This window comes from Acinetobacter sp. F-1 (assembly GCF_022869025.1).
Classification (GTDB): Bacteria; Pseudomonadota; Gammaproteobacteria; order Pseudomonadales; family Moraxellaceae; genus Acinetobacter; species Acinetobacter pseudolwoffii.
Genome location: NZ_JAJKFX010000004.1, coordinates 71,560 through 97,194, shown reverse-complemented (window position 1 = coordinate 97,194; position 25,635 = coordinate 71,560). Strand labels below are relative to the sequence as shown.

The following is a 25,635-nucleotide window of genomic DNA, read 5'->3' as shown; positions in this document are numbered from 1 at the left end:
AATTAATAGAATTTACAATCCATAAAACTGGCCATATCACGAGATTTATCAAGGTTTTCAGAGAATTTTAAGCAGAAAAAATCCTGAGTTTTTAGCTCAGGATTGGATTCATGCAGTTCTTGTTTCAGGCTTTAGAATAAATAGTATTGGACCAGTGTCGCGACACCTATGACCAGGAAAATGGCCGCGCCAATTTTATGGATCAGGCTGATCGGCAGTCTGTTCGCCAGTTTATCACCCAAAAATACTGCAGGTGCATTGGCCAGCATCATACCCAGCGTAGTACCTAACATCACCCAGAAAACGCTGTCGAAACGTGCCGCCAGTGCTACTGTAGCAATCTGGGTCTTGTCGCCAATTTCTGCCAGAAAGAACAAAATGAAGGTTGCACCAAAGACCCCGAATTTTTGCCATTTATTGATACTGGCATTTTCATCACCCAGTTCATCCGGAATCAGCATCCAGATTGCCATCGCAATAAAGCCAATCGAAACGATCCACAGCAGGACTTCCGGCCCAATCACGGTGGTGATCCATTGTCCCAATACTGCAGAAAGGCCGTGATTAATCAGTGTCGCCAATAAAATGGCAATCAAAATAGGAATGGGTTTACGAAAACGTGCGGCAAGCAGCAAAGCCAGCAGTTGGGTCTTGTCACCCATTTCAGCCAGTGCCACGATTGCAGTCGACAGTAAGAATTCATACATAAGGTCTTTCTCTGGCTAGCATCCAATACCAATGACTCACCGCTCCTGCTAGCCAAAATCTGCAGAGTGGTAAATCAAAGGTCTTGCCAACAAAAGAAAGCTTGGAAAAGCTGACTTGGTTCTTTGCTATGATGACCATGCCCGGTTGAGCAAATATGTTGACCATCACCCTTCTGCTTTGCGCAAAAGGCGGCTACTCCCCAATGAAGTGCGCCAAGTATAGAATCAAATAGATTATTTTTCAATGTGGCAAAAATAAACCCCGCCGAAGCAGGGTCTATGATTGAAATAATCTGATCAGATTAAATCAATAAAGTACGGATATCTTTGAGCAGCTGGGTCAGCTTGTTGGTGAAACGCGCAGCATCTGCACCATTAATCACACGGTGATCGTATGACAAAGACAACGGTAGCATCAAGCGTGGATCAAAGCCTTCACCATTCCAGACGGGTTGCATGGTGGCAGGTGAAATTCCCAGAATTGCCACTTGCGGCCAGTTCACCAGCGGCGTAAATGCAGTACCACCAATTGAGCCCAGGCTGGTAATGGTAAAGTTCGCCCCTTGCAGATCTTTTGGCGACAATTTCTTGTCACGCGCTTTTTGACCCAAGCTTCCCAGCTCAGTGGCAATCTGTTTAATCGACTTCTGATCGGGATGACGCAATACCGGAACCGTTAAACCATCTGGCGTTGCCACCGCGATCCCCATATGGATCTCGTTACGTAGCAATACTGACTTGCCATCATCGGCCAAGTGACCAGCAAACTCGCGCTCTTCTTTTAACAAGTGCGCAACTGCTTTGATGATGAAGGCCATAATGGTCAGGCTCAGGCCTTCTTTCTTAAAGTTGCCTTTCAGCTCATTACGCCATGCTTCCAGTTCAGTAATATCGGCTGCATCAAACTGGGTCACTTGCGGAATGAAATTATTCAGCGACAACTGCGGAATAGACACTTGTTGCAAACGCGTCAAGGCTTTTTCTTCCACACCACCAAAAGCACTGAAGTCTGGCAATTTTGGTAGACCTGCGGCTTGAGCAGCAGCGGCTACAGGAGCAGCCTGCGGCGCAGTCAGGCGCGCTTTGACATACGCTTTCAGATCTTCTTTCATCACCCGGGCATTGGAACCTGAAGCCTGAACTTCTGACAATACTACGCCCAGTTCACGTGCCAGTTTACGTACAGCAGGGCCGGCATAGACTTTCGAGTTGGCGATATTCTGCTCTTTGGTCAGCTTGTCGGCATTGTCAGAGGTCGCCACCGCTGGAGTAGAAGATGCAGCAGGTGCTGCTTTGGTGGTCTCTACTGGTGTAACAGCTGCTTTCGGTGCTTCCGCTTTAGCCGCAACAGGTGCAGCCTCTGCTTGCGCTTCAGCTTGAACTGTCATCAGTGCAATGCCTTCAGAGACATTTTGTCCCAGCTCAACATGAATGGCCTTGATTACCCCAGCAGTTGTGCTTGGCACTTCAACCGTGGCTTTGTCTGATTCCACCACGATGATGCTCTGGTCTTTTTCAACCGTATCACCGACAGAAACCAGAATTTCAGCCACAGCTGCTTTGTCTACACCCAGATCAGGCACCATCACTTCAACATCACCCGCAGGTGCTGCTGCAGCTTGAGCCACTGGCTCCGCTTTAGCATCTTGAACTGGCGCAGCTTCAGCTTTTGGCGCTTCTGCTGCAACAGTCGGGGTCGATCCTGAAGTTTTCACTTTTAGAATCACCACACCTTCTTTAATCGTGTCGCCTTCTTTAATGTCGATGGATTCCACCGTACCTGCAACCGTACTTGGCACTTCAACAGTCGCCTTGTCCGATTCCACCACCACGATGCTTTGATCCACCTCGATTTCATCACCGACAGAGACCAGAATTTCACCGACAGTGGCTTTCTCTACACCAATATCGGGGACTTGAACATCGACCACTTGTGAACTTGCTTGAGCCTCAGGCGCAGCAGAAACTTTTGGCTGATGTGATGCCAGTTCTTGCATGATTTCCTGATCAGGCAAAGACGTAGGTGTATTTTCTGAGGTTTTTTGTGAGGCATCTGCTTGCTGTGGCTCGACCACATCCGTACTGCCATCTTCAGCTTGCAGTTCAATCAGTACCGCGCCTTCAGTCACTTCATCACCCTGACTGACCAGAATGCTTTTCACCACCCCTGCTGAAGTGCTGGGCACTTCAACAGAGGCTTTATCGGATTCAAGCAACACGATGCTGTCATCAATCGCAATCGTATCACCGACTTTGACCAGAATTTCGGCCACGGTTGCCTGATCTACACCAATATCGGGAGTCGTAATTTGCATGCTTAGTTCTCCTCTTTGTAGTCAGCAACAGCATGTACAGATGGGGTGTCTTGCGGTGCCCAAGCCACCGGACGATCGGTATCCAGCTCAAACGTCGAGATCGCGTCTTTCACCAGGCGCGGATCAACTTCACCTTCATCTGCCAGTTTTTTCAGAGTTGCCACCACAATATGGGCAGCATCGACACCGAAGTAGCTACGTAAATTACCACGTGTATCTGAACGGCCATAACCATCGGTACCGAGTGCCACAAATGGGCGGCCATCTGGAAGATAGGCACGAATCTGTTCGCTATAGGCACGCATATGATCAGTTGCAGACACCACAATACCTTCGGTACCGCGTAGCTGTTTCGATATCCATGCTTCTTTCACATCCTCAGCAAGTGGATGCAGGCGGTTGTATTCTTCACATGCCATACCATCACGTGCCAGTTCATTGAAGCTGGTGACACTGTAGACATTTGAGTGAATTTGATATTCCTCACGCAGAATCTTCGCCGCCTTGATCACTTCACGCAGGATCACACCCGAGCCCAGTAACTGAACCGTGGCTTTTTCATCTTCTTCCAGTAAGTACATACCACGCTTGATGCCTTCTTCAACACCTTTTGGCATTTCCGGATGCTCGTAGTTTTCGTTCATCACGGTCAGGTAATAGAACACACGTTCCTGATTCACATACATACGTTGTAAACCGTCATGCACGATCACCGCCAATTCATAACCGAAACATGGGTCATAAGAGACACAGTTTGGAATGGTATTGGCCAAGATGTGTGAATGACCATCCTGATGCTGTAAGCCTTCACCGTTCAGTGTAGTACGACCCGCAGTTGCACCCAGCAAGAAGCCTTGTGCCTGTGCATCGCCGGCTGCCCATGCAATATCACCGATACGCTGGAAACCAAACATCGAGTAATACATATACATTGGAATCATTGGCAGGTTATTGGTTGAATAACTTGTGCCTAAGGCCGCCCATGCACTCATCGCACCGGCTTCGTTAATCCCTTCTTGTAGCATGTGACCGTCTTTGGCTTCACGGTAATGCATCAGCTGTTCTTGGTCTTCCGGGGTATATTTCTGGCCATGCGCGGCATAAATACCAAGCTGACGGAACATCCCTTCCAAACCGAAGGTACGCGCTTCATCCGGAACAATTGGCACCACACGGTCTTTAATCGCTTTCTCTTTCAGCAGAGCAGAGATTAGACGTACCATCACCATAGTCGTCGATTGTTCTTTACCATTTGAACCGGCCAAGACCGAATCAAATACTGAAAGTCCAGGAATCGCCAGCTGTTCGCTTTCCTTACGACGTGCCGGCAGATAACCACCCAATGCTTCACGACGCGCCTTCATATATTTGATTTCAGGCGAATTTTCACTTGGACGGTAGAATGGTACTTCTTCCAGCTGTTCATCGGTGAACGGAAGATTGAAACGGTCACGCACGTATTTCAAAGAATTGATTTGCATCTTCTTGATTTGGTGAGTTTTGTTGACTGCTTCGATTTCCTCGGACAAACCATAACCTTTGACGGTTTTCGCCAGAATCACGGTCGGCTGACCTTTGGCCGTACATGCTTCGGCATAAGCCGCAAAGACTTTGTACGGGTCGTGGCCACCGCGGTTCAGATTATCAATATCTTCGTCGCTTAAATCTTTCACCAGCTCTTTGGCTTCTGGGTATTTACCGAAGAACTTTTCACGTGCGTAAGCACCACCTTTTACCTGGTAACGCTGGAAATCGCCATCGACGGCTTCTTCCATCACTGCTTTCAGTGCACCGGATTTATCTTTATCCAGTAGTGGATCCCAATGACGGCCCCACACAACTTTAATCACACGCCAGCCTGCGCCGCGGAATAGTGACTCAAGTTCCTGAATGATCTTGCCATTACCACGTACCGGACCATCCAGACGTTGCAAGTTACAGTTCACCACCCAGATCAGGTTATCGAGCTTTTCGCGACCTGCCAGAGAAATTGCACCCAGGCTTTCCGGCTCGTCCATCTCGCCATCACCCAAATACGCCCAAACCTTACGATCTTCTTCTTTGATCAGGCCACGGTTCATCAGGTACTTTTGAATATGTGCCTGATAAATCGACATGATTGGGCCCAGACCCATCGATACGGTTGGGAACTGCCAGTAGTCCGGCATCAAATAAGGATGCGGATAAGATGGCAGACCTTTACCGCCTACTTCACGACGGAAATTATTCAGATGCTCTTCAGTCAAACGTCCTTCTAAAAATGAACGCGCATAGATACCAGGTGCACAGTGACCCTGGTAATAGATCATGTCGCCGCCGAAGCTGTCGCTATTGGCGCGGAAGAAGTGGTTAAAGCCCACATCATAAAGGGTTGCGGAAGAAGCAAAACTCGCCAGGTGACCACCGAGATCATCACCGGTTTTATTCGCGCGTAATACCATTGCCAAGGCATTCCAGCGGATCAGCGCGCGAATACGGCGCTCCATATCCTGGTCGCCTGGCATTGCAGGTTGTTCTTCAACAGAAATCGTATTTAAGTAGGGAGTATTTAAACGCTGAATAGGAACATGCTTTGCAATTGCGCGTTGATAAAGTTTTTCTAATAAAAATGCTGCACGCTCGGTACCCATGTGTTGCAAAACAGAGTCAAATGCATCTTGCCATTCTTGGGTTTCTTGCGCGTCTGTATCGCCATAAAACGCCATAATCTACAGTTCCTAAAAGCCTAATTTAATGTCTTATATGTACCATATTTGAGACCTCAGCAGGTATGGCTCTGGCTGAATGCGATTTGGCAGTACTATTTAGGAACTAAATGATTGGTGACGTTTAATTACACAACATAACAAAAAATAGTCAATATAGGAGATTTATTATACATTCATTATAATAGTTGGTGATAATATCAGACTTAAAAGCGATTATCTGAAGAACCCTTCAATGTGGGTTGAAGAGCCTTAGCTTAATCGCTTTGAAATGCTTATTGGAGAGATGCTTATGTATAAAGAGCCTAATAGAAATTCAGGTCTATACTTAAGGTAACATAGCCAAATAAGTAGATGGGTTTTTACGTTGACCGTCTTTTACAATTTCATAATGCAAGTGTGGACCGGTACAGCGGCCAGTACAGCCAACGTTGGCAATATGATCACCTGCCTGTACCTGTTCTCCCACACGTGCAATAAGACGTGAAGCATGAGCATAACGTGTTAAATAGCCATTGCCATGATTGATTTCAACATATTGACCATAACCCGTACCCCAACCTGATTTGGTTACAATACCTGGGCCTGTGGCATAAATTGGTGTACCACTTGGCGCTGCAAGATCAAGACCTGAGTGATTTTCAGCACGGCCACCCATGGTACGACCACCGTAATTTGAACTTACGCGAGAATTGGGTAAGGGATGAGCGATCAGCCAGGAATAAGCACTATTTGCAGCAGCTCGATTAGATGAGGTATTTGCATACTTCTGTGCCAGCGTGCGATTGTTAAGCTCAACTGGCTTTTCACGTAGCTGGACATTCAATTTGGTTTGCGCTGGAATATCGATATCATCTGGATGAGTATATGCACCCTGTGCCAGAGTACGCGTCAATTGCTCGATACGATCTGTTGAACCATTTTCTTGATTTAGATTGACTAAATCTGCAAACGCTACCGAAGCAGCTGAAACTGATAAAGAAAATGCCAACAAAATACGTCGCATATGCATAAAAAACCTCTCTAAACTGCTTTAATCGAGTTCCTTGAAGATCTCTATCCTTGATATCCACTAAAAGAAGCGCATAAGATTAAGACATAAACATGTAGGAATTATGTATGTCGGAACCTGTCAACGTTTTTCAACAAACCAGAAAACAGATAAAAACAGGAAACTTTTCGTTTCTCTCATCACAAGTTGCTGCCTGGCAGAAACTTACGAAACTCGTACAACCGCTATTGCCCCAACCGGAACGCTGGCAAGTTGTGTGCTATCAAAATGGTGTGTTAACGATTACCGGTGAAAACCAGGCCATGATCAGTCAATTGGCCTATCTTCAAAAGCAATACATTTCACAACTCTCTCAAATAAATGAATTAACAGATCTTACAAAACTTCAAGTTTGTTTGCGGAATCCTTCACAAACGCAACCTGTTGCAGCAACACCTGAAAGAGCCTTAAATGCAGAAACACAGGAATTACTTCGTGGTGCAGCTGACTTTATAAGCGACCCTAAGCTTAGCCAAGCTTTGCTACGTTTGGCAAGCAATAAAAAGTAACATAGCAATCAAATGTAATAAATTAGAAAAGCAGTATTATGCGACACATGTCACACTATTGACGCAATAACTAAAACATAAAGACACAAACACAATGACTTATGTCACATTCACATACATGATTGGACAATTGGCCTCGTCATCAAATGTTACAATTTCATAGCAGCTTGGATCACTTTTCACATTGCGCAACAGCTGATTATTCAAAGCATGTCCAGATTTATAACCATCAAATTTGGCAATGATCTGATGTCCAAGCAGATACAAATCCCCGACTGCATCCAAAATTTTATGGCGTACAAATTCATCAGAGAACCTTAGACCCTCTTCATTCACCACTCCGGTTTCATCCACACCAATGGCATTCTCCAAACTGGCTCCCAGTGCCAGATTATTGGCTTTGAGATAATCCAGATCTTTCATAAAACCAAAGGTACGTGCTTCACTAACCTCATAAACAAAAGTTTCAGTCGAGAAATCGATACTGGCGGACTGATGTTCTTTTTTAAAAGCAGGATGATCAAAATCAATGGTGAAATTCAGCTGGAAGCCATGGTGCGGACTAAAAATGGCACGCTTATCATCAATCAGTGCTTCAACCGGTTTAATAATCTTGACGAATTTTTTCGCAGCATCCAGTTCTTGCAGACCACCTTGCATGAGCAAATAGATAAACGGGCCTGCACTGCCATCCATAATCGGCACTTCCGAGGCAGAGACTTCGATAATCAGGTTATCAATTCCTAAACCGGCAATCGCACTCATGACATGTTCAATCGTACCGACTTTGGCATTTTCCTGAACCAGATTCGAGCACATGAAAGCTTCCTGAATCAGCATCGCATCGGCAGGAATGTCGACCGGCGGATTCAGGTCAATACGACGAAACACAATTCCCCCATCGGCATGGTGCGGCACAAAGTTAATCATGACTTTTTGCCCACTGTGAAGACCGATTCCGCTCGCTTTCACGATACGTTTCAGGGTACGTTGTTTCAACATGCTTCTTTCATCTGTTCATCAATAAAACCGCTATACGTTAGCATATTTGGCCATTGAGAAAAAACAAAAAGGTGGCTTAAAAGCCACCTTTCCTGTGTAATCATGGTAAACACATGATGTTACATGTTATTTACGCTGTTGATTCTTAAGATAATCCTGAATACTCATTGGCGTTGGACGCGGGCTTGAAACTGATGCTGCAGCATTCGCTGGCGTAGCGGTTTCATGCTGTTGGCGCTGAATCGCTGGTACATCATCATCTTCTACCACAGCCTGTGAGGCTGCTGCTGGGCGCGTTGCCTGTACATTGGTACGTTTGGTTGGTTCAACTGAATCCGCTGCATGACGGGTTAAACCCGTTGCAATCACGGTCACACTGATTTCATCACGTGCATCCGGATCAAATACCGTACCGTAGAACACCTGACCTTCATCCAAATCGACAATCTGGTTAACAACATCGGTGATTTCTTCAATTTCACCGAAAGTGACATCATCGCCACCCGTTACGTTAATCAGAATACCTTTGGCATTCATGATGGTTACGTTATCGAGTAATGGGCTACGAATAGCCTGTTCAGCAGCCTGACGGGCACGGTTTTCACCACGGCCTAAACCAACACCCATCATGGCATAACCACGAGTACTCATCGCTGTTTTCAAATCGGCGAAGTCAAGGTTAATATGACCCGGACGTACCACAAGATCAAAAATACTGCGTACCGCATTCAGTAGCACATCATCCGCTTTTTTATAGGCATCTTTCATTGAAATATCACGGAAGACTTTCAATAAACGCTGATTTGGAATGATAATCAATGAGTCGACATGCTGCTCAAGCGCTTCAATGCCTTTTTCCGCAGATTGTAAACGGCGCTTGCCCTCAAAGTTGAATGGCGTCGTCACTACACCAACCGTCAGGATACCCATTTCTTTGGCAATTTCAGCAACCACTGGCGCAGCACCCGTTCCGGTACCACCGCCCATACCCGCAGTGACAAAGACCATATCGGTCCCTTCAAGCTGCTGGCGGATCAGTTCACGGCTTTCTTCTGCGGCAGTCTGACCCACTTGCGGATTGGCACCTGCACCCAGACCACGGGTACTTTGCTCACCCAGCTGAATTTTAAATTCGGCTTCCATGCGATCGAGTGCCTGCTTGTCCGTATTGGCACAAACAAACTTTACGCCCTGGATATCAGACTGCAACATGTGTTGTACAGCATTACCACCCGCACCGCCTACACCAAACACAGTGAAACGGGCTTGACCATTGCTATCGCTATGATCGTCTTCGAAAAATTCAAATGAGGCCATGACCTATAAAATTCCTAATTCATAATTGGCAGTCACTAAGCCCGTACACTGCCTTAATCTTAATAAAATTGTTTTTAAGAATGCTGCTCATGCGTTAACTTGTCAAGTACAAGCCCGATTAACTACATCTTCTCAACAATATTCACAATAAAAATCGACTTAAAAGATTGATTTCAAGGTGTCATTAAAGCCAGACCAAGCCCGCTTGACGCGCTGAGTTAACGATAATCGCTCTACATCATCCTGTTCTACAATCGTGTCTTGAGTATCACTCTGACTAAACATCAGCAAACCCGCGACCGTACTATATTGCGAACGGCGTAGCGCTGCCTGATGCTGTTCATCGGCATACACCTGCGTTGGTGGATTACCCAAATGAGCTGACACACCCAAGGTACGGCGTACAAAACTCACCATACCTTCAATATGACTGGCATCACCGGTCAGGACCACACCATGATACAAGCCCTGCATCGCGCCATTTTTCACCAGTTCATCACGCACCAATCCAAGAATCTCGTCATAACGCGCCATGATAATTTCGGTCAGCTCAATCCGGCTGATGGTTTGTGGCCCATCAATCCCCTGGAACTGAATCATATGGTCAGGCTTAACCACTTTCAGGTCTACACAGCCATACAGCAGTTTCAGGCGTTCAGCTTCTTCGGTCGTGGTCTGTAACACCGCCGCAATATCACGGGTCACATGCTCGCCACCACGCTGGAAGGTATGGGTTAAGGCCAGACGACCATCCACATACACCGCCACATTGGTGGTGCCGGCACCGATATCGACCAGACAGACGCCATATTCTTTTTCATCTTTGAGCAGACTGGCCTCAGCAGTTGCCAGACTTGAGACCACCATTTTCTCCACACCAATATTGGCGCCCTTGAGGGCACGGTCAATATTTTGCATGGTGCTAATCGGCAGCATCATCAGATGATAATGACCAGTCATGCTATGTGCAGACATCCGAATCGGATTCAGCACCCACTCTGATGAGTCATCCAGCTCGAAGCCCAAAGGCACAGCACTGACCAGATAATGGTCTGAAGTCAAATGACTGGCTTTGGCCAACTCCAGTGCACGAACCACTTCGCTGGTGGTAATCGCATGTTCGCTATTGTCGATCGAGGTTCGACCTGAAGCATAAAAGCTTTTTAATTCGGCACTTGGAATAGAAACCCAAGCAGAATGCACCCGACACTCCGCCATATCTTCTGCTTCTTGGACGGCATTTTTAATTGCGGTAATAACTTTATCGAGACTGACAATTTTCCCTTTACTCATGCCTCGGTTACGAGCGGTAGCCATACCAATCACTTGGATATTGTCTGGCGCGTGTACCTTGCCAATCAAAACTGAAACTTTGTGTGTCCCAATGTCAATCGCCACAACCGAGGGAACAGCTTCACTCATTATTCACTACTACCATTACATGTTTGTTAGATTTATGGCTTGAATGCCTCTATTTTTTAAAGCCGATCATTATGGCTTTACTGTTACATTATTCTCAACGCCCGTGTCATCAATGGTTACAATAAAATGCCCATTTACAATTTTAGGCGGAATTGAATTTTTCCACTGTATCGACAATCCATTGCGATAACGCAGGTCGATGGCCGAAATTTTAGACCAGACCGGCTTTAAGTCGCTTTGAGATAGATAGCTCAAGCGCTGTAATTTGCTCATGGTCTGATCTTTATCAACAATTATTCTTAAACCCGAATCAAACTGCATAAACCAGGTCATTCGCTCGGTGAGATAGAGTTCTTTTAGACGAATGCCGTGTGGCAAAAATAACTGATTAATTTCATTATAACGACGCATCATGGTTTCTGCATGGCTCGCCGGCCCATGTAGCAACGGTAATGCCTCATAATTCTTGGGTGTGACTTCAGTGAAAATGACACCACTGTCACTCAATAAACGTCCTGTACCCCAACGTGCAATCGCATGATGCGGCATGATCCGTACCCGAATGCCATTTGGCCAGGCTCGGGAAACCACCACCCGATCCACCCAGGACAGCTCCAGGGTACGATCGCGGATCGCTTCCAGATCCGAAGTAAAATAGTTTTCGGTCACAACCGGTGACACATATTGCATGACCTGACGCTGTTCAGCAGCCGAGCGGGTACCTAACACGCCCAGCTCTGCCACTTCAGTATTGGTCATGACTTTATATAAGCCCAATATTCCAAAGGCCAGCACCAGCACTGCAATACACAACAATAACCAGCCACCAAAATTGGACAGCTTTTCTTTGCGTGTCGGCGGCTTGTCGTGAATTGAGGTAATCGCAGCACGTTTACGGCGCATGGAAACAGGAAGTTGAGCCATATTTAGTGTGCCGACCCGGTCAGGGTCTGTTCCAGAATCGCAACACACAGGTCATCAAAACTATAACCGACTGCAGCTGCCGCTTTTGGCACCAAAGAATGACTGGTCATGCCCGGTACGGTATTCACTTCCAGCAGCCAGAAGTTGCCCTGTTCATCCTGCATGGCATCAATCCGGCCCCAACCGCTGGCACCGACTGCCTGAAATGCACGCAGACTCAGGGCTTTTAACTGTTGCTCTTCAGCTTCGGTCAAACCACATGGAATGCCATATTGCACATCATTACGGTTATATTTGGCTTCATAATCATAGAAAGCAACATCTTGAGGTGGTTCAAGACGAATCACAGGCAGCGCCTGACCATTTAAAACCACAATGGTGAATTCACGGCCGGTAATCCATTGTTCTGCCATCACCACGGCATCATGTTCAGTTGCCTTGGCAATTGCTTCTGCAAAGTCTTCAATTTTTTCAACCTTGCTCATGCCGATACTGGAACCTTCATGTACCGGTTTGATAATCAAAGGCAGGCCTAAAGAATTGACGATATCAGCCGCATCGGAATCTTTGGTAACAATACGATAAGGCGCTGTCGGCAATTCCGAACCCTGCCAGACCTGCTTGGTCTTGACCTTGTCCATGCCGATTGCAGAGCCTTGTACCCCCGTACCGGTATAGGGCACATTTAGCCATTCCAGTACACCCTGAATCTGACCGTCTTCACCACCACGACCATGCAATACAATGAAAGCACGGTCATAATTTACCAGTTCTGTGACACTACGTTGCTGCGGGTCAAAAGCTTCCGCATTGACCCCTGAACGCACTAATGCCTCAAGTACCGCCGTACCACTGTCTAGAGAAACCTCACGCTCTGCAGATTTACCACCAAGCAACACGGCAACTTTTCCGAATTTTGAAGCATTTGACACGTTTATATCCTTAAACTTTTTTCAATCTGGTCAATTCAATTCAGTCATGCAAGATGACTATTTTATATATAAGTGATTTTGCGCAAGTTCGACTGAGATTGCTCCAACATTACCTGCGCCTTGGGTTAATAACAAGTCATTTGCTTGCAATACTTTTCTCATGATCTGATTCAGATTACCGTCCACCGCATCGACCAGAATTGGCTCAACTTCGCCACGTAAACGAATGCTGCGGGCTAAAGTACGGCTGTCCGCCCCTACAATCGGTTTTTCACCGGCAGGATAAATATCCAATAACAATAACTGGTCTACAGTAGAAAGTACTTCCACAAAATCATCAAAACAGTCACGGGTACGGCTATAACGGTGTGGCTGGAACATCATCACCAGGCGACGATCCGGATGACTCTGACGCGCGGCTTTAATGGTGGCTTCGACTTCTTTTGGATGATGACCATAATCATCCACCAGTTTTACATTACCACCCTCAATTTCAAATTCGCCCTGAACTTCGAAGCGACGGCCTACCCCACTGAAACCTTCCAGTGCACGGCAAATAGAAGCATCAGACACGCCTTCATCGGTCGCAACACCAATCGCAGCCAAGGCATTCAGGACATTATGCAAACCTGGCTGATTCACGGTTACACGTAATGGCTCACGCTCTTTACGCAATACGGTAAAGTGCGTTTGCATGCCGTCCTGATCGACATCTATCGCGCGAATGTCATTGTCTTCATTAAAACCGTAGGTCAGCACTGGACGTGCAATTCGTGGCATGATTTCACGAATATTGGCATCATCACCACAGACCACGGCCAGGCCATAAAATGGCAGTTTTTGCAGGAACTGGATAAAAGTATCTTTCAGCACATCGAAACTACCGCCATAAGTGTCCATATGGTCGGCATCGATATTGGTCACTACAGCAGCCATGGGTTCCAAGTGCAGGAAAGAGGCATCCGATTCATCGGCCTCTGCCACGATATAACGGCTGGCACCCAGAGCAGCATTCATACCGGTACGGTTCAGCAAACCGCCGATCACATAGGTTGGATCCATGTTTTCTTCTGCCAGCATACAGGTAAGCAGACTGGTGGTCGTGGTTTTGCCATGGGTACCGGCAACCGCAATACCATGACGGTAACGCATCAGCTCACCCAGCATTTCTGCACGGCGAACCACAGGAATACGACTTTCAATCGCGGTTTTAATTTCCGGGTTTTCCTTGTCAATCGCAGTGGACACCACGATCACATTGGCCCCTTTAATATTATTTGCAGTGTGCCCGATATAAACCTTGATCCCATTTTCTTCCAGCTGCGCCGTGGTATTGGATGCCTTGATATCTGAACCGGAAACTTTATAGCCCTGATTTTTCAATACTTCGGCAATACCACACATGCCTGCACCGCCAATGCCCACAAAATGAATGTGTTTGATACGGCGCATTTCCGGCACTTTAATTAATTTTTTCGCTTGTTCAGCTGGGGTTACTGGAGACATAGTTTACTCGAATGATAATTCTTGAATTAAACGGACCACATGTTGAGTCGCATCGGGTTGAGCCTGTCGACGTGCTTTTACCGCCATTTCCATTAATAGCTGGCGATTCAGCATCGGCTCTAATAAGGTTTTTAAACTTTCCGGGGTCATGCTGGCCTGTGGGCAGATTTTTGCCGCATTAATCTTGGCCAGAAAACCGGCATTGGCAGTCTGGTGATCATCCACCGCACTTGGAAGCGGTACAAAAATCGCAGCCACACCTGCCGTCGCAATTTCGGTCACCGTCAATGCGCCAGCACGACAGATCACCACATCGGCATCACTATAGGCTTTGGCCATATCTTCAATAAAAGGCTGGACTTCGACGTGCAGATTTGCCGGAGCATTGGCATAACATGCACGCGTCGCCTCAGCATGGTTTTGACCACACTGATGATAGACATTTAAAGGCACATTGAACTGTTTTAAGGCTTCAGGCACCCGTTCATTTAAGGCCTGCGCCCCCAAAGATCCGCCCACGATTAAAATGCGTAAGGGTAATCCTGCTTTTTCACGCTCCTGATAACGCCAGGACGGATTTAAAATGTCACTAATTTCTTGGCGCACCGGATTGCCCGTGGTCACGATTTTATCCTGTGCGGGAAAGGTGTCCGGAAACGCCTGACACACCGTCTTGGCAACACGCGACAATTGGCTATTGGTAAAACCGGCCACCGCATTCTGCTCATGAACCAGCACCGGAATGCCTAGGATACGCGCAGCCAGACCACCCGGCCCTGCCACATAACCACCAAAGCCGGCTACGGCATCGACTTTTAGCTGCTTCATGTATTTCATGGCACTAAAAGTCGCTTTCATAATTTTAAAAGGGGCCAAGGCCTTACGTACAAAACCATTACCACGCACACCCTGAATATCAATTTGATAAACAGGAATATTCTGATTTTTTAATAAACGATTTTCCATGCCTGCAGGCGTAGCCAGCCAAGACACTTCAATCCCTTGTTGTTGTAAATTTTTTGCAACGGCTAACGCTGGAAACACATGTCCACCCGTACCTGCGGCCATCATCATGACATGTTTAGGCTGTTTTTGCTGAGCGTCGGTCACGGTCTAATTCTTCAATTTAAAAAATGGAACAGGAAATCTGATTTAAGTGGTCAATTGTAATCACAATTGTAGGGCCTTGAAAGTTTATTTACTTTATTTCAACAAGGCATTAATTGTTTTTTTCATACGATTTTAAAGTTTAAACTAGTTTTGTTATCAGGCAGGCATTTTTCCTTAGACTTAAGTGACATATAAACACAATTTTAACCCTCTTTCATTTAGTCTTTCCCTCACTGTATTTGTTAGATCTATTTGTTTTCCAGGATTTTCTCAACAATTTCTATTCATTCGCCAGTTTAATTGCTCTATTAACTTATGCCTAAATCATATAAATCTTAATAAAATTTTATGTTATCCATATCGCTATATACATTTTTTAGCTGTATTAGCACATTGATTGAATGGATTAAATCATTATAAATGTCAAAAATATCAATTCGTGACCTATGGATTATTTTGGCCGGCTATTTGGCGGCTATCCATGTCGGGAAACTTTCTGCGGTTATTCCCATTTTACAACAGGATTTAGGTCTCAGCTTTACGCAAGCCGGTTTTTCCCTGTCTCTGGTTCAAGGCGCGGGGATGCTGTTTGCCTTGTGTATTGGTGCATTGTCAGAAAAAGTCGGTTTAAAACGCTGCCTGATCTTGGCGTTGATCATTTTAGGCCTCAGCAGTATGGCAGGCCTCTGGATTCAGCATGTCGCGGCGTTGTATTTCTTCCGTTTTACTGAAGGGATCGGATTTTTAACTATCTCCTTATGTGCCCCTGCCATTCTCAAACGTATCAGCCGAGCTGAAACACTCAATTTTAAAATGGGACTCTGGAGTTCCTATATGGGGGTTGGTGTCAGTCTTGCTGTTTTTACCATTCCCATGCTGCTTGAATACCTGAGTTGGCAAAGTATTTGGGCCATTTTAGGGAGTCTCTGTCTGCTCATTGCAGTGATGATTAAACGGTATTTATATATTGAAGCGGTCACACCGGTACAGCCGAATCGCCCGCAAGCCGGCACAGAAAATACCTCCTTCTGGCAAATTATTAAAGTGACCCTGACTCACCCACCGATTTTGTGTTTGGCCATTATTTTTTCCTGTTATACCAGTCAGTGGATAACCGTGACTGGATTCTTGCCTACCCTGTATGTCGAACATGGGATTGATTTAAAAGTCGCAGGGGCTCTGGTCTCGATGGTGGTGCTTGCTAATTTAGGCGGTACCTTTGGCGCAGGTATGTTGCTGCAAGGTGGCTGGAAACCCAAAACCCTGTTAAGCACAGGATTTATCGCCATGCTGTGCAGCAGCTTGCTGACTTTTGCGGCAAGCTCTTGGCTGTCATTTGAATTACAGTTTGTGAGTGCCGTACTGTTTTCACTCATTGGCGGAATGATTCCGACCACGATCTTTGCGATTACCCTGCGCTATGCACCGCGTGCCAATGCCGCAGCCACCAGTGTCGGTCTGGTTTTACAGGTTTCAGCCTGTGCGCAATTCTTTGTACCTCCTCTGAGTGCGGCACTGGTATCCACGACACAACAATGGGCCCATATCGCGACAGTCACAGCCTGTCTTTCTATCTTAGGGATATTGATGACGCTGCTTTTATTTAAGCGATATGCTTAATAAAAAAAAGCCTCAGATGAGTAATGCCAGTCAGTTAAGAAATTGACTAGCATTTTCTTTTTTAAATTCATGATCATATTTGACAAGTAGAAAAGTCATCCGCAACTGTTTGAGGCAGGACTAGATTTAAAAATGATTGTTTCTGCGACAAATTTACTAGTCGATGGTGGCTGCCGAGTTTTGCGGTGAGGAGTGTTGCTCCGCAAGATGCCTTCCTTGCGAAGCTTCGCTTCTCATTTGGGCGAAACCAAAGTAACAAATTATTTTCAAGCATTTGATTTATAAATTTAAGACTCCGTCGTGAACGACTAAAAAGTTAAAGAGTCTACTTCTAAACTCCTTAACTGATCAGCATTACCTCAGATGAGGCTCTTTTTCTGTCTGGTTTAAACCTGCTGCGAACGGCCTGCCTCTAATACAGCAAACAGATCATCGGCAATTGAGGTTCCAAACTGGTCATCAATTTCACGAATACAGGTTGGGCTGGTTACATTAATTTCAGTGACATAATTACCAATCACATCCAGTCCTACAAAAACCAGACCTTTTTCTCTAAGATAAGGGCCTACTTTTGCCGCAATGGCGCGGTCATTTTCAGTCAGTGGACGTGCTTCTCCCAGACCGCCTGCCGCCAGATTGCCGCGCACTTCACCATTTTGTGGAATACGGGCCAAGCAATATGGTACTGGCTCGCCATTAATCATCAGGATACGTTTATCACCTTCGACAATTTCAGGAATATAACGCTGTGCCATAATCGGCTGGGTACCGTTATTGGTCAGCATTTCAATGGTTGAACCAATATTGATGCCATCCTGATACAGGCGGAAAATTCCAGTACCCCCCATGCCATCCAGCGGTTTCACAATCACATCGACCTGTTCTTTGAGAAACTCACGAATCAGGCTTTGCTGCGAAGTCACCAGTGTCGGAACTTGGAGATGCGGGAACTGGGTCGCAAACAGTTTTTCATTACAGTCACGCAGGCTTTGTGGCTTGTTAACAATCCATGCACCTTCGCGTTCTGCCTGCTCCAGAATATAAGTGGTGTAGACAAAATTCATATCAAAAGGTGGATCTTTACGCATCAACACCACATCATAAGCAGCGATGGATTCTTTCTTTTTTTCACCGAGTTCATAATAGTGATCGTAGTCTTCAAACACCTGTAGCGGCGCTATCAAACCAAAAGCTTTGCCCTGTTCAATATATAAATCTTGTTGTAATGCATAACCAAGCTCATGCCCACGGCGTGCTGCTGCCCAAAGCATGGCCATGGTCGAGTCTTTCTTCAGGTTTACATTTTCGATGGGATCCATCACAACAAGTACGCGCATGTGTCTCTGCTCTTTTTCAAAAAATGACTTAGCAAGGAGTATAGCTTGTGTGGATTCTTTTGTTTATGGTGATTTTGCATGACTTGTTCTGTATAGATTTTTAGATAAGTACTGAGACAGATTGAGCTCAAAAGGAGGTTTGCCATGCAACAGGCAATTATCGGTTTTCATTTGGATGAAGAACAGCATTGGGTTGCAGAGCTGGCCTGCGGACATGGCCAGCATGTACGGCATACCCCGCCGTGGCAAAATCGGCCCTGGGTGATGACCGAGCAAGGTCGCAAAGAAAAGCTTGGCATGCTGCTGGATTGTAAAAAATGTGAAAAGTGCGAAACTGAAACCTGAACCTATAAAAGTGTGATGTAGCTGACTAAAAATAATCTCGCACAGGATTTGCTAATTGCAGTCACTGCGTTTATGCTTTTATTGCTCAAACATGCAGCGTTTTTTTCAGGGTGGACTTTGCTCACACGGCTCGTCAAACAAATCTGGTTGGTGATGCTTATGGTTTTTGCCATAGGCTGGAGTAGTGTGTCTGTTGCTTCTGCAACAACCATGCATTTGGTCATGTCGTCTGAACAGATGGGCAGCCATTGTCTGGACATGGTAAAAGCCTCCACCTCTCATGCTATGCATGAATCTGCGCATAACTCAGATCAAGACCTGACACAGGCTGACTGTTTTCCGGATACGCCACAGCACTCACAAGACTGTCTGGATTGCAGTACGATGGCCTGTCAAAGCCAGATGAGCGGCTTGCAAATTTCCGTTCCTGAACTGACAGTATTCGACCATCATTCTCTAGAAAGAACCCTCCTCCCAACTTATCATGCCAAACACCTTGCCGGTTATTGGCAGGAAATCCTGCGCCCACCCAAAACTTAATCCTGAATATTCAATTTTTTATTAATTAAGGATTAAGTGATGTTAATTAAAATTCCCCAATGCCTATGTCTGGGCATTTGCCTAATGTCATCGTCTGCAGTTTTTGCAGCTGTTAAAGAATATCATCTGGTTATTGATGAAAGTCCGCTCAATCTCACCGGAAAGACGGTCAAACGGATTACCGTAAACGGAAAATTCCCTGCCCCCTTGCTGGAATTCGAAGAAGGTGATGATGCGGTGATTCATGTGCAAAATAACCTGAAGAATCAAGATACCTCGCTGCACTGGCATGGCCTGCTCCTGCCCGGCCTAATGGATGGTGTCCCTGGATTTAATGGTTTTCAGGGTATCAAACCGAAGCAGTCTTTTACTTATCGTTTCAAGGTTCGTCAAAACGGTACCTATTGGTATCATGCGCATTCCAAAGGCCAGGAACAGGACGGCTTATATGGTGCCTTGGTGATTTATCCTAAAGCACAAACACCGATGCCTGAGCATGAAAAAACCGAGCGGGATTATGTGGTGATGCTGTCGGATTTTCATGAACAGGACAGCCAGCAGATTCAGAATAATTTAAAAAAATCGGCTGAATATTATCAGAATCAGCGTGAAACCGTGGGCGATGTACTCCAGCAGGTAAAACGTGACGGTCTCAAGGCCACCTGGTCAGATCGCAAAATGTGGAACCAGATGCGCATGTTGAAAACCGACCTGTCTGATGTCAGCGGTTATACCTTTTTAATCAATGGCAAAACCCCGCAACAGAACTGGAGCGGCCAATTTAAACCGAATGAAAAGGTTCGTCTGCGATTCATTAATGCCTCGGCCATGTCGTTTTTCGATGTACGTATTCCCCAGCTTAAAATGACCGTGGTTAGCGCCGATGGACAAGCTGTACAGCCGGTCGCTGTAGATGAATTCCGTATCGGAACTGCTGAAACGTATGATGTGATTGTGGAACCAACTGCACCTCATTACCAGATTGAAGCCGAATCGATCGACCGTTCAGGCTTTGCCATTGGCAGCTTGCACAATGAGGCTGATCCAGCGACACATCCGATTCAATTACCGACGCCACGTCCACGTGCCTTATTGACCATGGAAGATATGGGACATGGCGAACCGCATGACATGTCTCATACCGCACACAGCAGTCAGACCACGAAATCTGCAACAGATACGCCTAAACATGATGAGCATGCCCAGCACGACATGCACGCAGGTCACAGTGCTATACCCAAGACAAATCCGTCTCATCCACCGGTTGAGGGTTGGGTCAATATGTCTACGCCTGCAGGGCATAAAGCATTGCAATATCAAGACCTCAAAGCCCTGACGCCACAAACCGATACCCGAGCCGCAGAACGTGAACTGGTGATTCGTCTGGGTGGAACCATGGAACGTTATATCTGGACCATCAATGGTAAAAAATTCAGTGATGCCGAACCATTGCAGGTGCAATATGGCGAACGGATCCGTTTGAAATTTATCAATGACAGCATGATGGCGCATCCGATGCATTTACATGGCATGTTTATGCAGTTGGAAAATGGTCAATCTGCTGCACAGATGCCAAATAAACACACCGTGATTGTGCCACCTGGAAAAACGCTCACAACCTTATTAACGGCAGATGAACTGGGAGAATGGGCGATTCACTGCCATCTGCTCTATCACATGAGTGCCGGCATGATGAATAAGCTGATTGTGGCACATGTGAATGACGATCAAGCTTCTCATGCTTCGCCGCAACAAATGCCGTCAAAGCCAGCAGTGGATCAAGGAGAAAGCCATGCACATCACTAAGCTCTTTTTAAAATCGGTATTAAGCAGTGCACTGCTCGTGGTGAGTTTCGGTATATTGGCAGCGGATCATCAGGATCATCAGGATCATCAGGATCATCAGGATCATCAGGATCATCAGGATCATCAGGATCATCAGGATCATCAGGATCATCAGGATCATCAGGATCATCAGGATCATCAGGATCATCAGGATCATCATCCTAGCAAAACCGCAGTACATCACAGCGCTCCTATTGCAGTGCCGGATCTACGCTCACATACCCAACAAGCTCGATCTTTATCTGATCAAGAATCTGTAGGGCACGAAAAACCTGTTGGCGCTACTGCGGAGCATGACCATCGGAAAGAACATGGTGCACAGATTTATAGCCAAGTCATTCTGGACCAGAAATGGCAAATCAATTCAGCTGGAAATGGCGCTTTTAAATCAGAGAATGAAGCCAGAATTGGTACTGATGAAAACAAGGTTTTTCTCAAGCTGCAGGCAGATAAATCTGAATCGAGTCAGGCTGACTATGCGGCCGAAATCCTGTATAGCCGTAATATTTCCGATTTCTGGGATGTACAAACCGGTTTGCGCTACCGTCAGGAAAATATAAGCCAGCATACAGCTTCCCTACAAAATGAACGTTTCGATGCAGTGCTTGGACTGCATGGCCTGGCCCCTTATTTTTTTGAAACCAATGCCTATCTCTATGTCGGTGAAGATGATTTTGTCGGATTCAAACTGGAAACAGAACGTGACCTGTTGCTGACTCAGAAACTGATTATGCAGCCCTTTATTGAACTGGATATCATTTTCAATGATCAAGCTGCGAGTGCGAAAAAATCTGGTCTGAGTCATGCGACATTAGGATTGGAAACCCGTTATGAGATCAGTAAAAAAGTCATGCCTTATCTGCAGGTTGGCTATGAATATAGCAAAGGAAACAAACAGGCTGTCTGGCAGCAGGCATCCGGCTCTGACCGGGTCTGGATCTATGCTTTAGGACTTAAAATGATGTTTTAAGGACGGATTATCATTTTTAAGATAAAAGGTAAGACCACGACGAAGTATGAAAAACCCATTCATACTTCGTCGGCTGTTATTAAATTGACTCAAGAGAAGGAGGCTGTGTATTGTCCAGAGAAAGCATTGCTACTGCCTGCTCTCTGTTTCTATTCCTCACTCTGTTTATCATTACTTTTGGCAATCAAGGTGCCTAACATAATCATAAAGGCGATTACCCCACCAATCACCAGACTCATCAGCCCAATTTCAAGCATAAAGTCAAGATTCCCGACTTCCCGGTGACCCCAAAGGAAATGCAGACTCTTTCCAAAGATAAAGTTGATGGCATAGATAATCAAAAAACTCATTATGGTCGAAATCAGTAAAGTGACGATCAGGTTTTTCCAGATTTTACAGCCGACTAGCAGGATAATAATCGTTAGGCCTACAACTGCAATAATGGAAATTAATAAAACACAATTCCAGTAATCCATGAGACTCACTCTTATTCTGGTTTTAAATTAAAATTAAGAAATTCTTATAGTTAATTTTTCCATGTGTTTTTAATATAGGGGCCTTTGAATAGCTGAACAATGACCAGAACTATCTTAAACAAGCCAGCTACAAATTTACCCAATGTTATAAAATACATTCACTTAGAAAAATATTGCCGCGTACTGGTTCAGTTTGATTAACATAAAGTAACGTAAGTAAAATGTATGTTTGTTGTTTTGCTTGAGTAAATCTTTTATACAGTCAGTCATACTAAAAAAATTGACCAGCACATATTTAAAAAGAAAGATCCACGTATATTTATAAGAAAAATAAATAATAAATATAAAAAACTTGAATATTTGCTGATTTAGGTTATGCTGTACTCAACTAGAAAAAAGTGTTGTTTAGTTAAACTTCTTTAAGTACCGCAGTGTTATTTTATAATCCTCAGTTTTTTCAGATCTTTATTTCAATTCTTGTTGTTTTTCAAAGTTATCCATAGTCATTTCAATGGCTAAAATTATTAAAAATTTGATAGGTTATATTATGTCTACTACAGTTACCGGTACAGTGAAATGGTTTAACGAAACTAAAGGTTTTGGTTTTATTCAACAAGAATCAGGTCCTGACGTTTTTGCTCATTTTAAAGAAATTAGCAGTTCTGGCTTCAAAACATTGTTTGAAGGCCAACGCGTTTCTTTCAGCGTAGTTGAAGGTCAAAAAGGCCCGAACGCGATCAATATCGTTGCGCTATAATTTAGCCCAGCAATAAAAAAAGCACCTTAAGGTGCTTTTTTTGGCTCTAAAGATTAACAATCTTCAAAAGTGATCGGTTGGTGATACTCTCTAAACCTATTCCAGTCATTTAAACCAGTAAATCATCTTATTTATTCTCCCCGCGTCTAAGCCTGTTACATCTGGGCCTGCATGAATCGCTAAAAATGAAAAACCCCCAGCATCCTGCCGGGGGTTTTTCGTGTTGGTTCGCTGGGTATGACTCCTGTCTTACCTTACTTTCCTTGTATTTATCTCTTGTTATTCTTTTATGGAACATCCTGTTCCTGATGAATTCATTATAGGTAATGCAGCAAAGCTGCGTATAGACGCAAACGGCTTGAACTCATGTAAGCAAATGCGTACAGAATCACTGAATATTATTGTCAATTTCCAGTATTTTAAACTGTATTCATCTACATCAAGACTGAAAGTCTTTAATATTAAAAATCTTTGAATTACAGCACTTTGACTTAGTTTTTTAAGTATTCACCCTGTATTTGCATGCTTAATTTCTACATCAATTGAACTTTAAAACAAAAAAGGAAGCTGTAGCTTCCTTTACGATAAGGATCACCGCTTAGATCCCGTATTTAACTCGATAATCTTCCATTTTAGCTAAAGCTTCTTGATCGCCCTTGGTTTCCAGATAGTCCATCAAATCTTTCATGGTAATTAAGGCATGTACAGGAATCTCGAGCTCTTGCTGCACTTCCTGAATGGCTGATAAATCGCCCTGACCTCTTTCCTGACGGTCAAGTGCAACCAAAACACCTGCGATTTGTGCACCGGCATTTTTCAAGATTGTCACGACTTCACGAATCGCTGTTCCTGCTGTGATCACGTCATCAATGATCCAGACTTTTTTACCTGCTACAGAAGCACCGACTAGCACGCCACCCTCGCCATGATCTTTGGCTTCTTTGCGGTTAAAACCCCAAGGCACACTCACCCCATGATTTTGTGATAGCGCCACAGCGGTCGCTGCCACAAAAGGAATACCTTTATATGCAGGACCAAAAACCACTTCCACATGGTCACATGCCGTTAATTTTGCTGCATAGCCAGAAGCCAGCAATGTCAAGGCTTCACCATCATTCAGCAGACCCGCATTAAAAAAATAGGGACTCACACGTCCCGATTTTAAAGTAAACTCACCAAATTTAAGCACACCGCGTGATAATGCGAGTTCGATAAAAGCTTGCGGGTTAAACTGAGCTGGCGTTGGCATGAGGTGCTCCTAAATCCATTAATTAAGGTAAGACTTGCGCATGATACCAAAGAGTAGCTATCCAGGTGATCAAAAAATTCTTCGTGTCGTTTCAATTAATGTCAACGGTTTACGCTCATCGGTGAGCAAAGGGCTATTGGAATGGATGGAACAGTCGGATGCCGATGTGATCTGTATGCAGGAAAGCCGGATCACCCATGTGCAGTGGACCGATAAATTTAAACCGGAAGGCTGGTATACTCATCTATTCCCTGCCGAACGTCCAGGTTATGCCGGTACCGCGATTTATAGCCGCCTGCCCTTCGTCTCTTTAACCGATGGTCTGGGCTTTGAACTGGCAGATTCGCAAGGCCGTTTTATTGCAGCCGAATTTGATTTAGGTTTGGAGCAAACGGCCCATATCTGTTCATTGTATCTACCTTCCGGCTCATCAGGCGATGAAGCACAAGCGCGTAAAGATCACTTTCTGGAAGAATATGCCAAAATCCTGAAACAATGGCGCGATGAAAATAAATCGGTGATTGTCTGCGGTGATTACAACATCGTGCATAAACGGATTGATATTAAAAACTGGTCCGGCAACCAGAAAGCTTCCGGCTGTTTACCACATGAGCGCGCCTGGCTAGATCATATCTATGATGAACTCGGTTATGTCGATACGTTCCGCGAAGTACGCAAAGAAGCTGAACTGTATTCCTGGTGGTCAAACCGCGGACAAGCCCGAGCCAAGAACGTCGGTTGGCGGATTGATTATCAGGCCTGCTCACCAGACTGGAAAGAGCGTACCGTCAATGCCTGGGTGTATAAGGAACAATGGTTTAGCGATCATGCCCCAGTGATCATCGACTACAAACTATAAAAAGATACCTATCAATTGAGTGCACACCTGTTCACTCAATTAAGGCTTATTGCTTACATGACATGACGTATTTTTTGGGTTTATCTCGATGTCATAACAGAGCATTATAGCCTCACGGCACAGGGACATGTCAGGAT

Annotated in this window: 22 protein-coding genes and 1 riboswitch; of the genes, 8 read left to right on the top strand and 14 right to left on the bottom strand. The window is 45.2% G+C overall.

The annotated features are described in order from the left end of the window. Window positions 1-131 precede the first annotated feature (131 nt). The 4 genes from LOZ91_RS05610 to LOZ91_RS05595 form a co-directional block, all read right to left on the bottom strand. A complete protein-coding gene (locus LOZ91_RS05610) occupies window positions 132-707 on the bottom strand; it encodes a TMEM165/GDT1 family protein (protein WP_244782780.1) in 576 nt (191 codons plus the stop codon). Window positions 708-780: 73 nt separating this feature from the next. Next, a riboswitch (yybP-ykoY riboswitch) is annotated at window positions 781-921 on the bottom strand. An 88-nt stretch (window positions 922-1,009) separates the two neighbouring features. After that, on the bottom strand, window positions 1,010-3,022 hold the full coding sequence (locus LOZ91_RS05605; RefSeq protein WP_179999503.1) for a 2-oxo acid dehydrogenase subunit E2: 2,013 nt from the start codon (window positions 3,020-3,022) through the stop codon (window positions 1,010-1,012). 2 nt (window positions 3,023-3,024) lie between these two features. Then, entirely contained in the window at window positions 3,025-5,727 is a 2,703-nt protein-coding gene (gene aceE, locus LOZ91_RS05600; protein WP_244782779.1) for a pyruvate dehydrogenase (acetyl-transferring), homodimeric type, read from the bottom strand. Window positions 5,728-6,055: 328 nt separating this feature from the next. Beyond that, a complete protein-coding gene (locus LOZ91_RS05595; protein ID WP_244782778.1) occupies window positions 6,056-6,739 on the bottom strand; it encodes a M23 family metallopeptidase in 684 nt (227 codons plus the stop codon). A 107-nt stretch (window positions 6,740-6,846) separates the two neighbouring features. Between LOZ91_RS05595 and LOZ91_RS05590 the strand changes: the two genes are divergently transcribed. Next, the gene (locus LOZ91_RS05590) at window positions 6,847-7,287 is read left to right on the top strand and encodes a DciA family protein (RefSeq protein WP_005095034.1); all 441 of its coding nucleotides are present in this window, start codon (window positions 6,847-6,849) and stop codon (window positions 7,285-7,287) included. A 99-nt stretch (window positions 7,288-7,386) separates the two neighbouring features. On the opposite strand, the gene lpxC is transcribed toward LOZ91_RS05590, so the two are convergent. The 7 genes from lpxC to murG all read right to left on the bottom strand — a co-directional run bounded on the left by lpxC (window position 7,387) and on the right by murG (window position 15,500). Beyond that, window positions 7,387-8,289: a UDP-3-O-acyl-N-acetylglucosamine deacetylase gene (lpxC, locus tag LOZ91_RS05585; RefSeq protein ID WP_005095032.1), complete on the bottom strand. Its 903-nt coding sequence runs from the start codon at window positions 8,287-8,289 to the stop codon at window positions 7,387-7,389. 126 nt (window positions 8,290-8,415) lie between these two features. After that, window positions 8,416-9,606, bottom strand: coding sequence for a cell division protein FtsZ (gene ftsZ, locus LOZ91_RS05580; RefSeq protein WP_005095029.1), 1,191 nt, complete (start codon window positions 9,604-9,606; stop codon window positions 8,416-8,418). A gap of 159 nt (window positions 9,607-9,765) precedes the next feature. After that, the gene (gene ftsA, locus LOZ91_RS05575) at window positions 9,766-11,028 is read right to left on the bottom strand and encodes a cell division protein FtsA (RefSeq protein WP_005095026.1); all 1,263 of its coding nucleotides are present in this window, start codon (window positions 11,026-11,028) and stop codon (window positions 9,766-9,768) included. A 69-nt stretch (window positions 11,029-11,097) separates the two neighbouring features. Further along, entirely contained in the window at window positions 11,098-11,952 is an 855-nt protein-coding gene (locus LOZ91_RS05570; protein WP_005173259.1) for a cell division protein FtsQ/DivIB, read from the bottom strand. Between the two features lie 2 nt (window positions 11,953-11,954). Then, window positions 11,955-12,884: a D-alanine--D-alanine ligase gene (locus LOZ91_RS05565; RefSeq protein ID WP_005173261.1), complete on the bottom strand. Its 930-nt coding sequence runs from the start codon at window positions 12,882-12,884 to the stop codon at window positions 11,955-11,957. Between the two features lie 57 nt (window positions 12,885-12,941). Further along, complete coding sequence (gene murC, locus LOZ91_RS05560; RefSeq protein ID WP_244782777.1) at window positions 12,942-14,390, bottom strand: UDP-N-acetylmuramate--L-alanine ligase; 1,449 nt, start codon at window positions 14,388-14,390, stop codon at window positions 12,942-12,944. 3 nt (window positions 14,391-14,393) lie between these two features. Next, the gene (murG, locus tag LOZ91_RS05555) at window positions 14,394-15,500 is read right to left on the bottom strand and encodes an undecaprenyldiphospho-muramoylpentapeptide beta-N-acetylglucosaminyltransferase (protein ID WP_100534533.1); all 1,107 of its coding nucleotides are present in this window, start codon (window positions 15,498-15,500) and stop codon (window positions 14,394-14,396) included. A gap of 420 nt (window positions 15,501-15,920) precedes the next feature. Here murG and LOZ91_RS05550 point away from each other — a divergent pair, with 420 nt between their 5' ends. Further along, the gene (locus LOZ91_RS05550) at window positions 15,921-17,120 is read left to right on the top strand and encodes an MFS transporter (protein WP_244782776.1); all 1,200 of its coding nucleotides are present in this window, start codon (window positions 15,921-15,923) and stop codon (window positions 17,118-17,120) included. Between the two features lie 386 nt (window positions 17,121-17,506). Here LOZ91_RS05550 and gshB read toward each other — a convergent pair whose 3' ends face one another. After that, window positions 17,507-18,457, bottom strand: coding sequence for a glutathione synthase (gshB, locus tag LOZ91_RS05545; RefSeq protein ID WP_225553335.1), 951 nt, complete (start codon window positions 18,455-18,457; stop codon window positions 17,507-17,509). Between the two features lie 144 nt (window positions 18,458-18,601). Here gshB and LOZ91_RS05540 point away from each other — a divergent pair, with 144 nt between their 5' ends. From LOZ91_RS05540 to LOZ91_RS05525, 4 genes are all read left to right on the top strand, one after another. Continuing rightward, window positions 18,602-18,802 (top strand): DUF3565 domain-containing protein, encoded by a 201-nt coding sequence (locus LOZ91_RS05540; protein WP_004281307.1) that lies wholly within the window; start codon window positions 18,602-18,604, stop codon window positions 18,800-18,802. A 159-nt stretch (window positions 18,803-18,961) separates the two neighbouring features. Next, entirely contained in the window at window positions 18,962-19,342 is a 381-nt protein-coding gene (locus LOZ91_RS05535) for a hypothetical protein (protein WP_244782775.1), read from the top strand. A gap of 39 nt (window positions 19,343-19,381) precedes the next feature. Then, window positions 19,382-21,148: a copper resistance system multicopper oxidase gene (locus LOZ91_RS05530; protein ID WP_100356986.1), complete on the top strand. Its 1,767-nt coding sequence runs from the start codon at window positions 19,382-19,384 to the stop codon at window positions 21,146-21,148. Beyond that, entirely contained in the window at window positions 21,135-22,157 is a 1,023-nt protein-coding gene (locus tag LOZ91_RS05525) for a copper resistance protein B (protein WP_244782774.1), read from the top strand. The genes LOZ91_RS05530 and LOZ91_RS05525 overlap by 14 nt, the downstream gene beginning before the upstream one ends. Window positions 22,158-22,306: 149 nt before the next feature. On the opposite strand, the gene LOZ91_RS05520 is transcribed toward LOZ91_RS05525, so the two are convergent. After that, on the bottom strand, window positions 22,307-22,633 hold the full coding sequence (locus LOZ91_RS05520; protein WP_244782773.1) for a hypothetical protein: 327 nt from the start codon (window positions 22,631-22,633) through the stop codon (window positions 22,307-22,309). 547 nt (window positions 22,634-23,180) lie between these two features. On the opposite strand from LOZ91_RS05520, the gene LOZ91_RS05515 reads away from it, so the two are divergent. Next, a complete protein-coding gene (locus tag LOZ91_RS05515; RefSeq protein ID WP_005094999.1) occupies window positions 23,181-23,390 on the top strand; it encodes a cold-shock protein in 210 nt (69 codons plus the stop codon). 598 nt (window positions 23,391-23,988) lie between these two features. On the opposite strand, the gene pyrE is transcribed toward LOZ91_RS05515, so the two are convergent. Next, window positions 23,989-24,639 (bottom strand): orotate phosphoribosyltransferase, encoded by a 651-nt coding sequence (pyrE, locus tag LOZ91_RS05510; RefSeq protein WP_074383852.1) that lies wholly within the window; start codon window positions 24,637-24,639, stop codon window positions 23,989-23,991. 40 nt (window positions 24,640-24,679) lie between these two features. Here pyrE and LOZ91_RS05505 point away from each other — a divergent pair, with 40 nt between their 5' ends. Continuing rightward, the gene (locus LOZ91_RS05505) at window positions 24,680-25,498 is read left to right on the top strand and encodes an exodeoxyribonuclease III (RefSeq protein WP_005094995.1); all 819 of its coding nucleotides are present in this window, start codon (window positions 24,680-24,682) and stop codon (window positions 25,496-25,498) included. The last annotated feature ends 137 nt before the right edge of the window (window positions 25,499-25,635 follow it).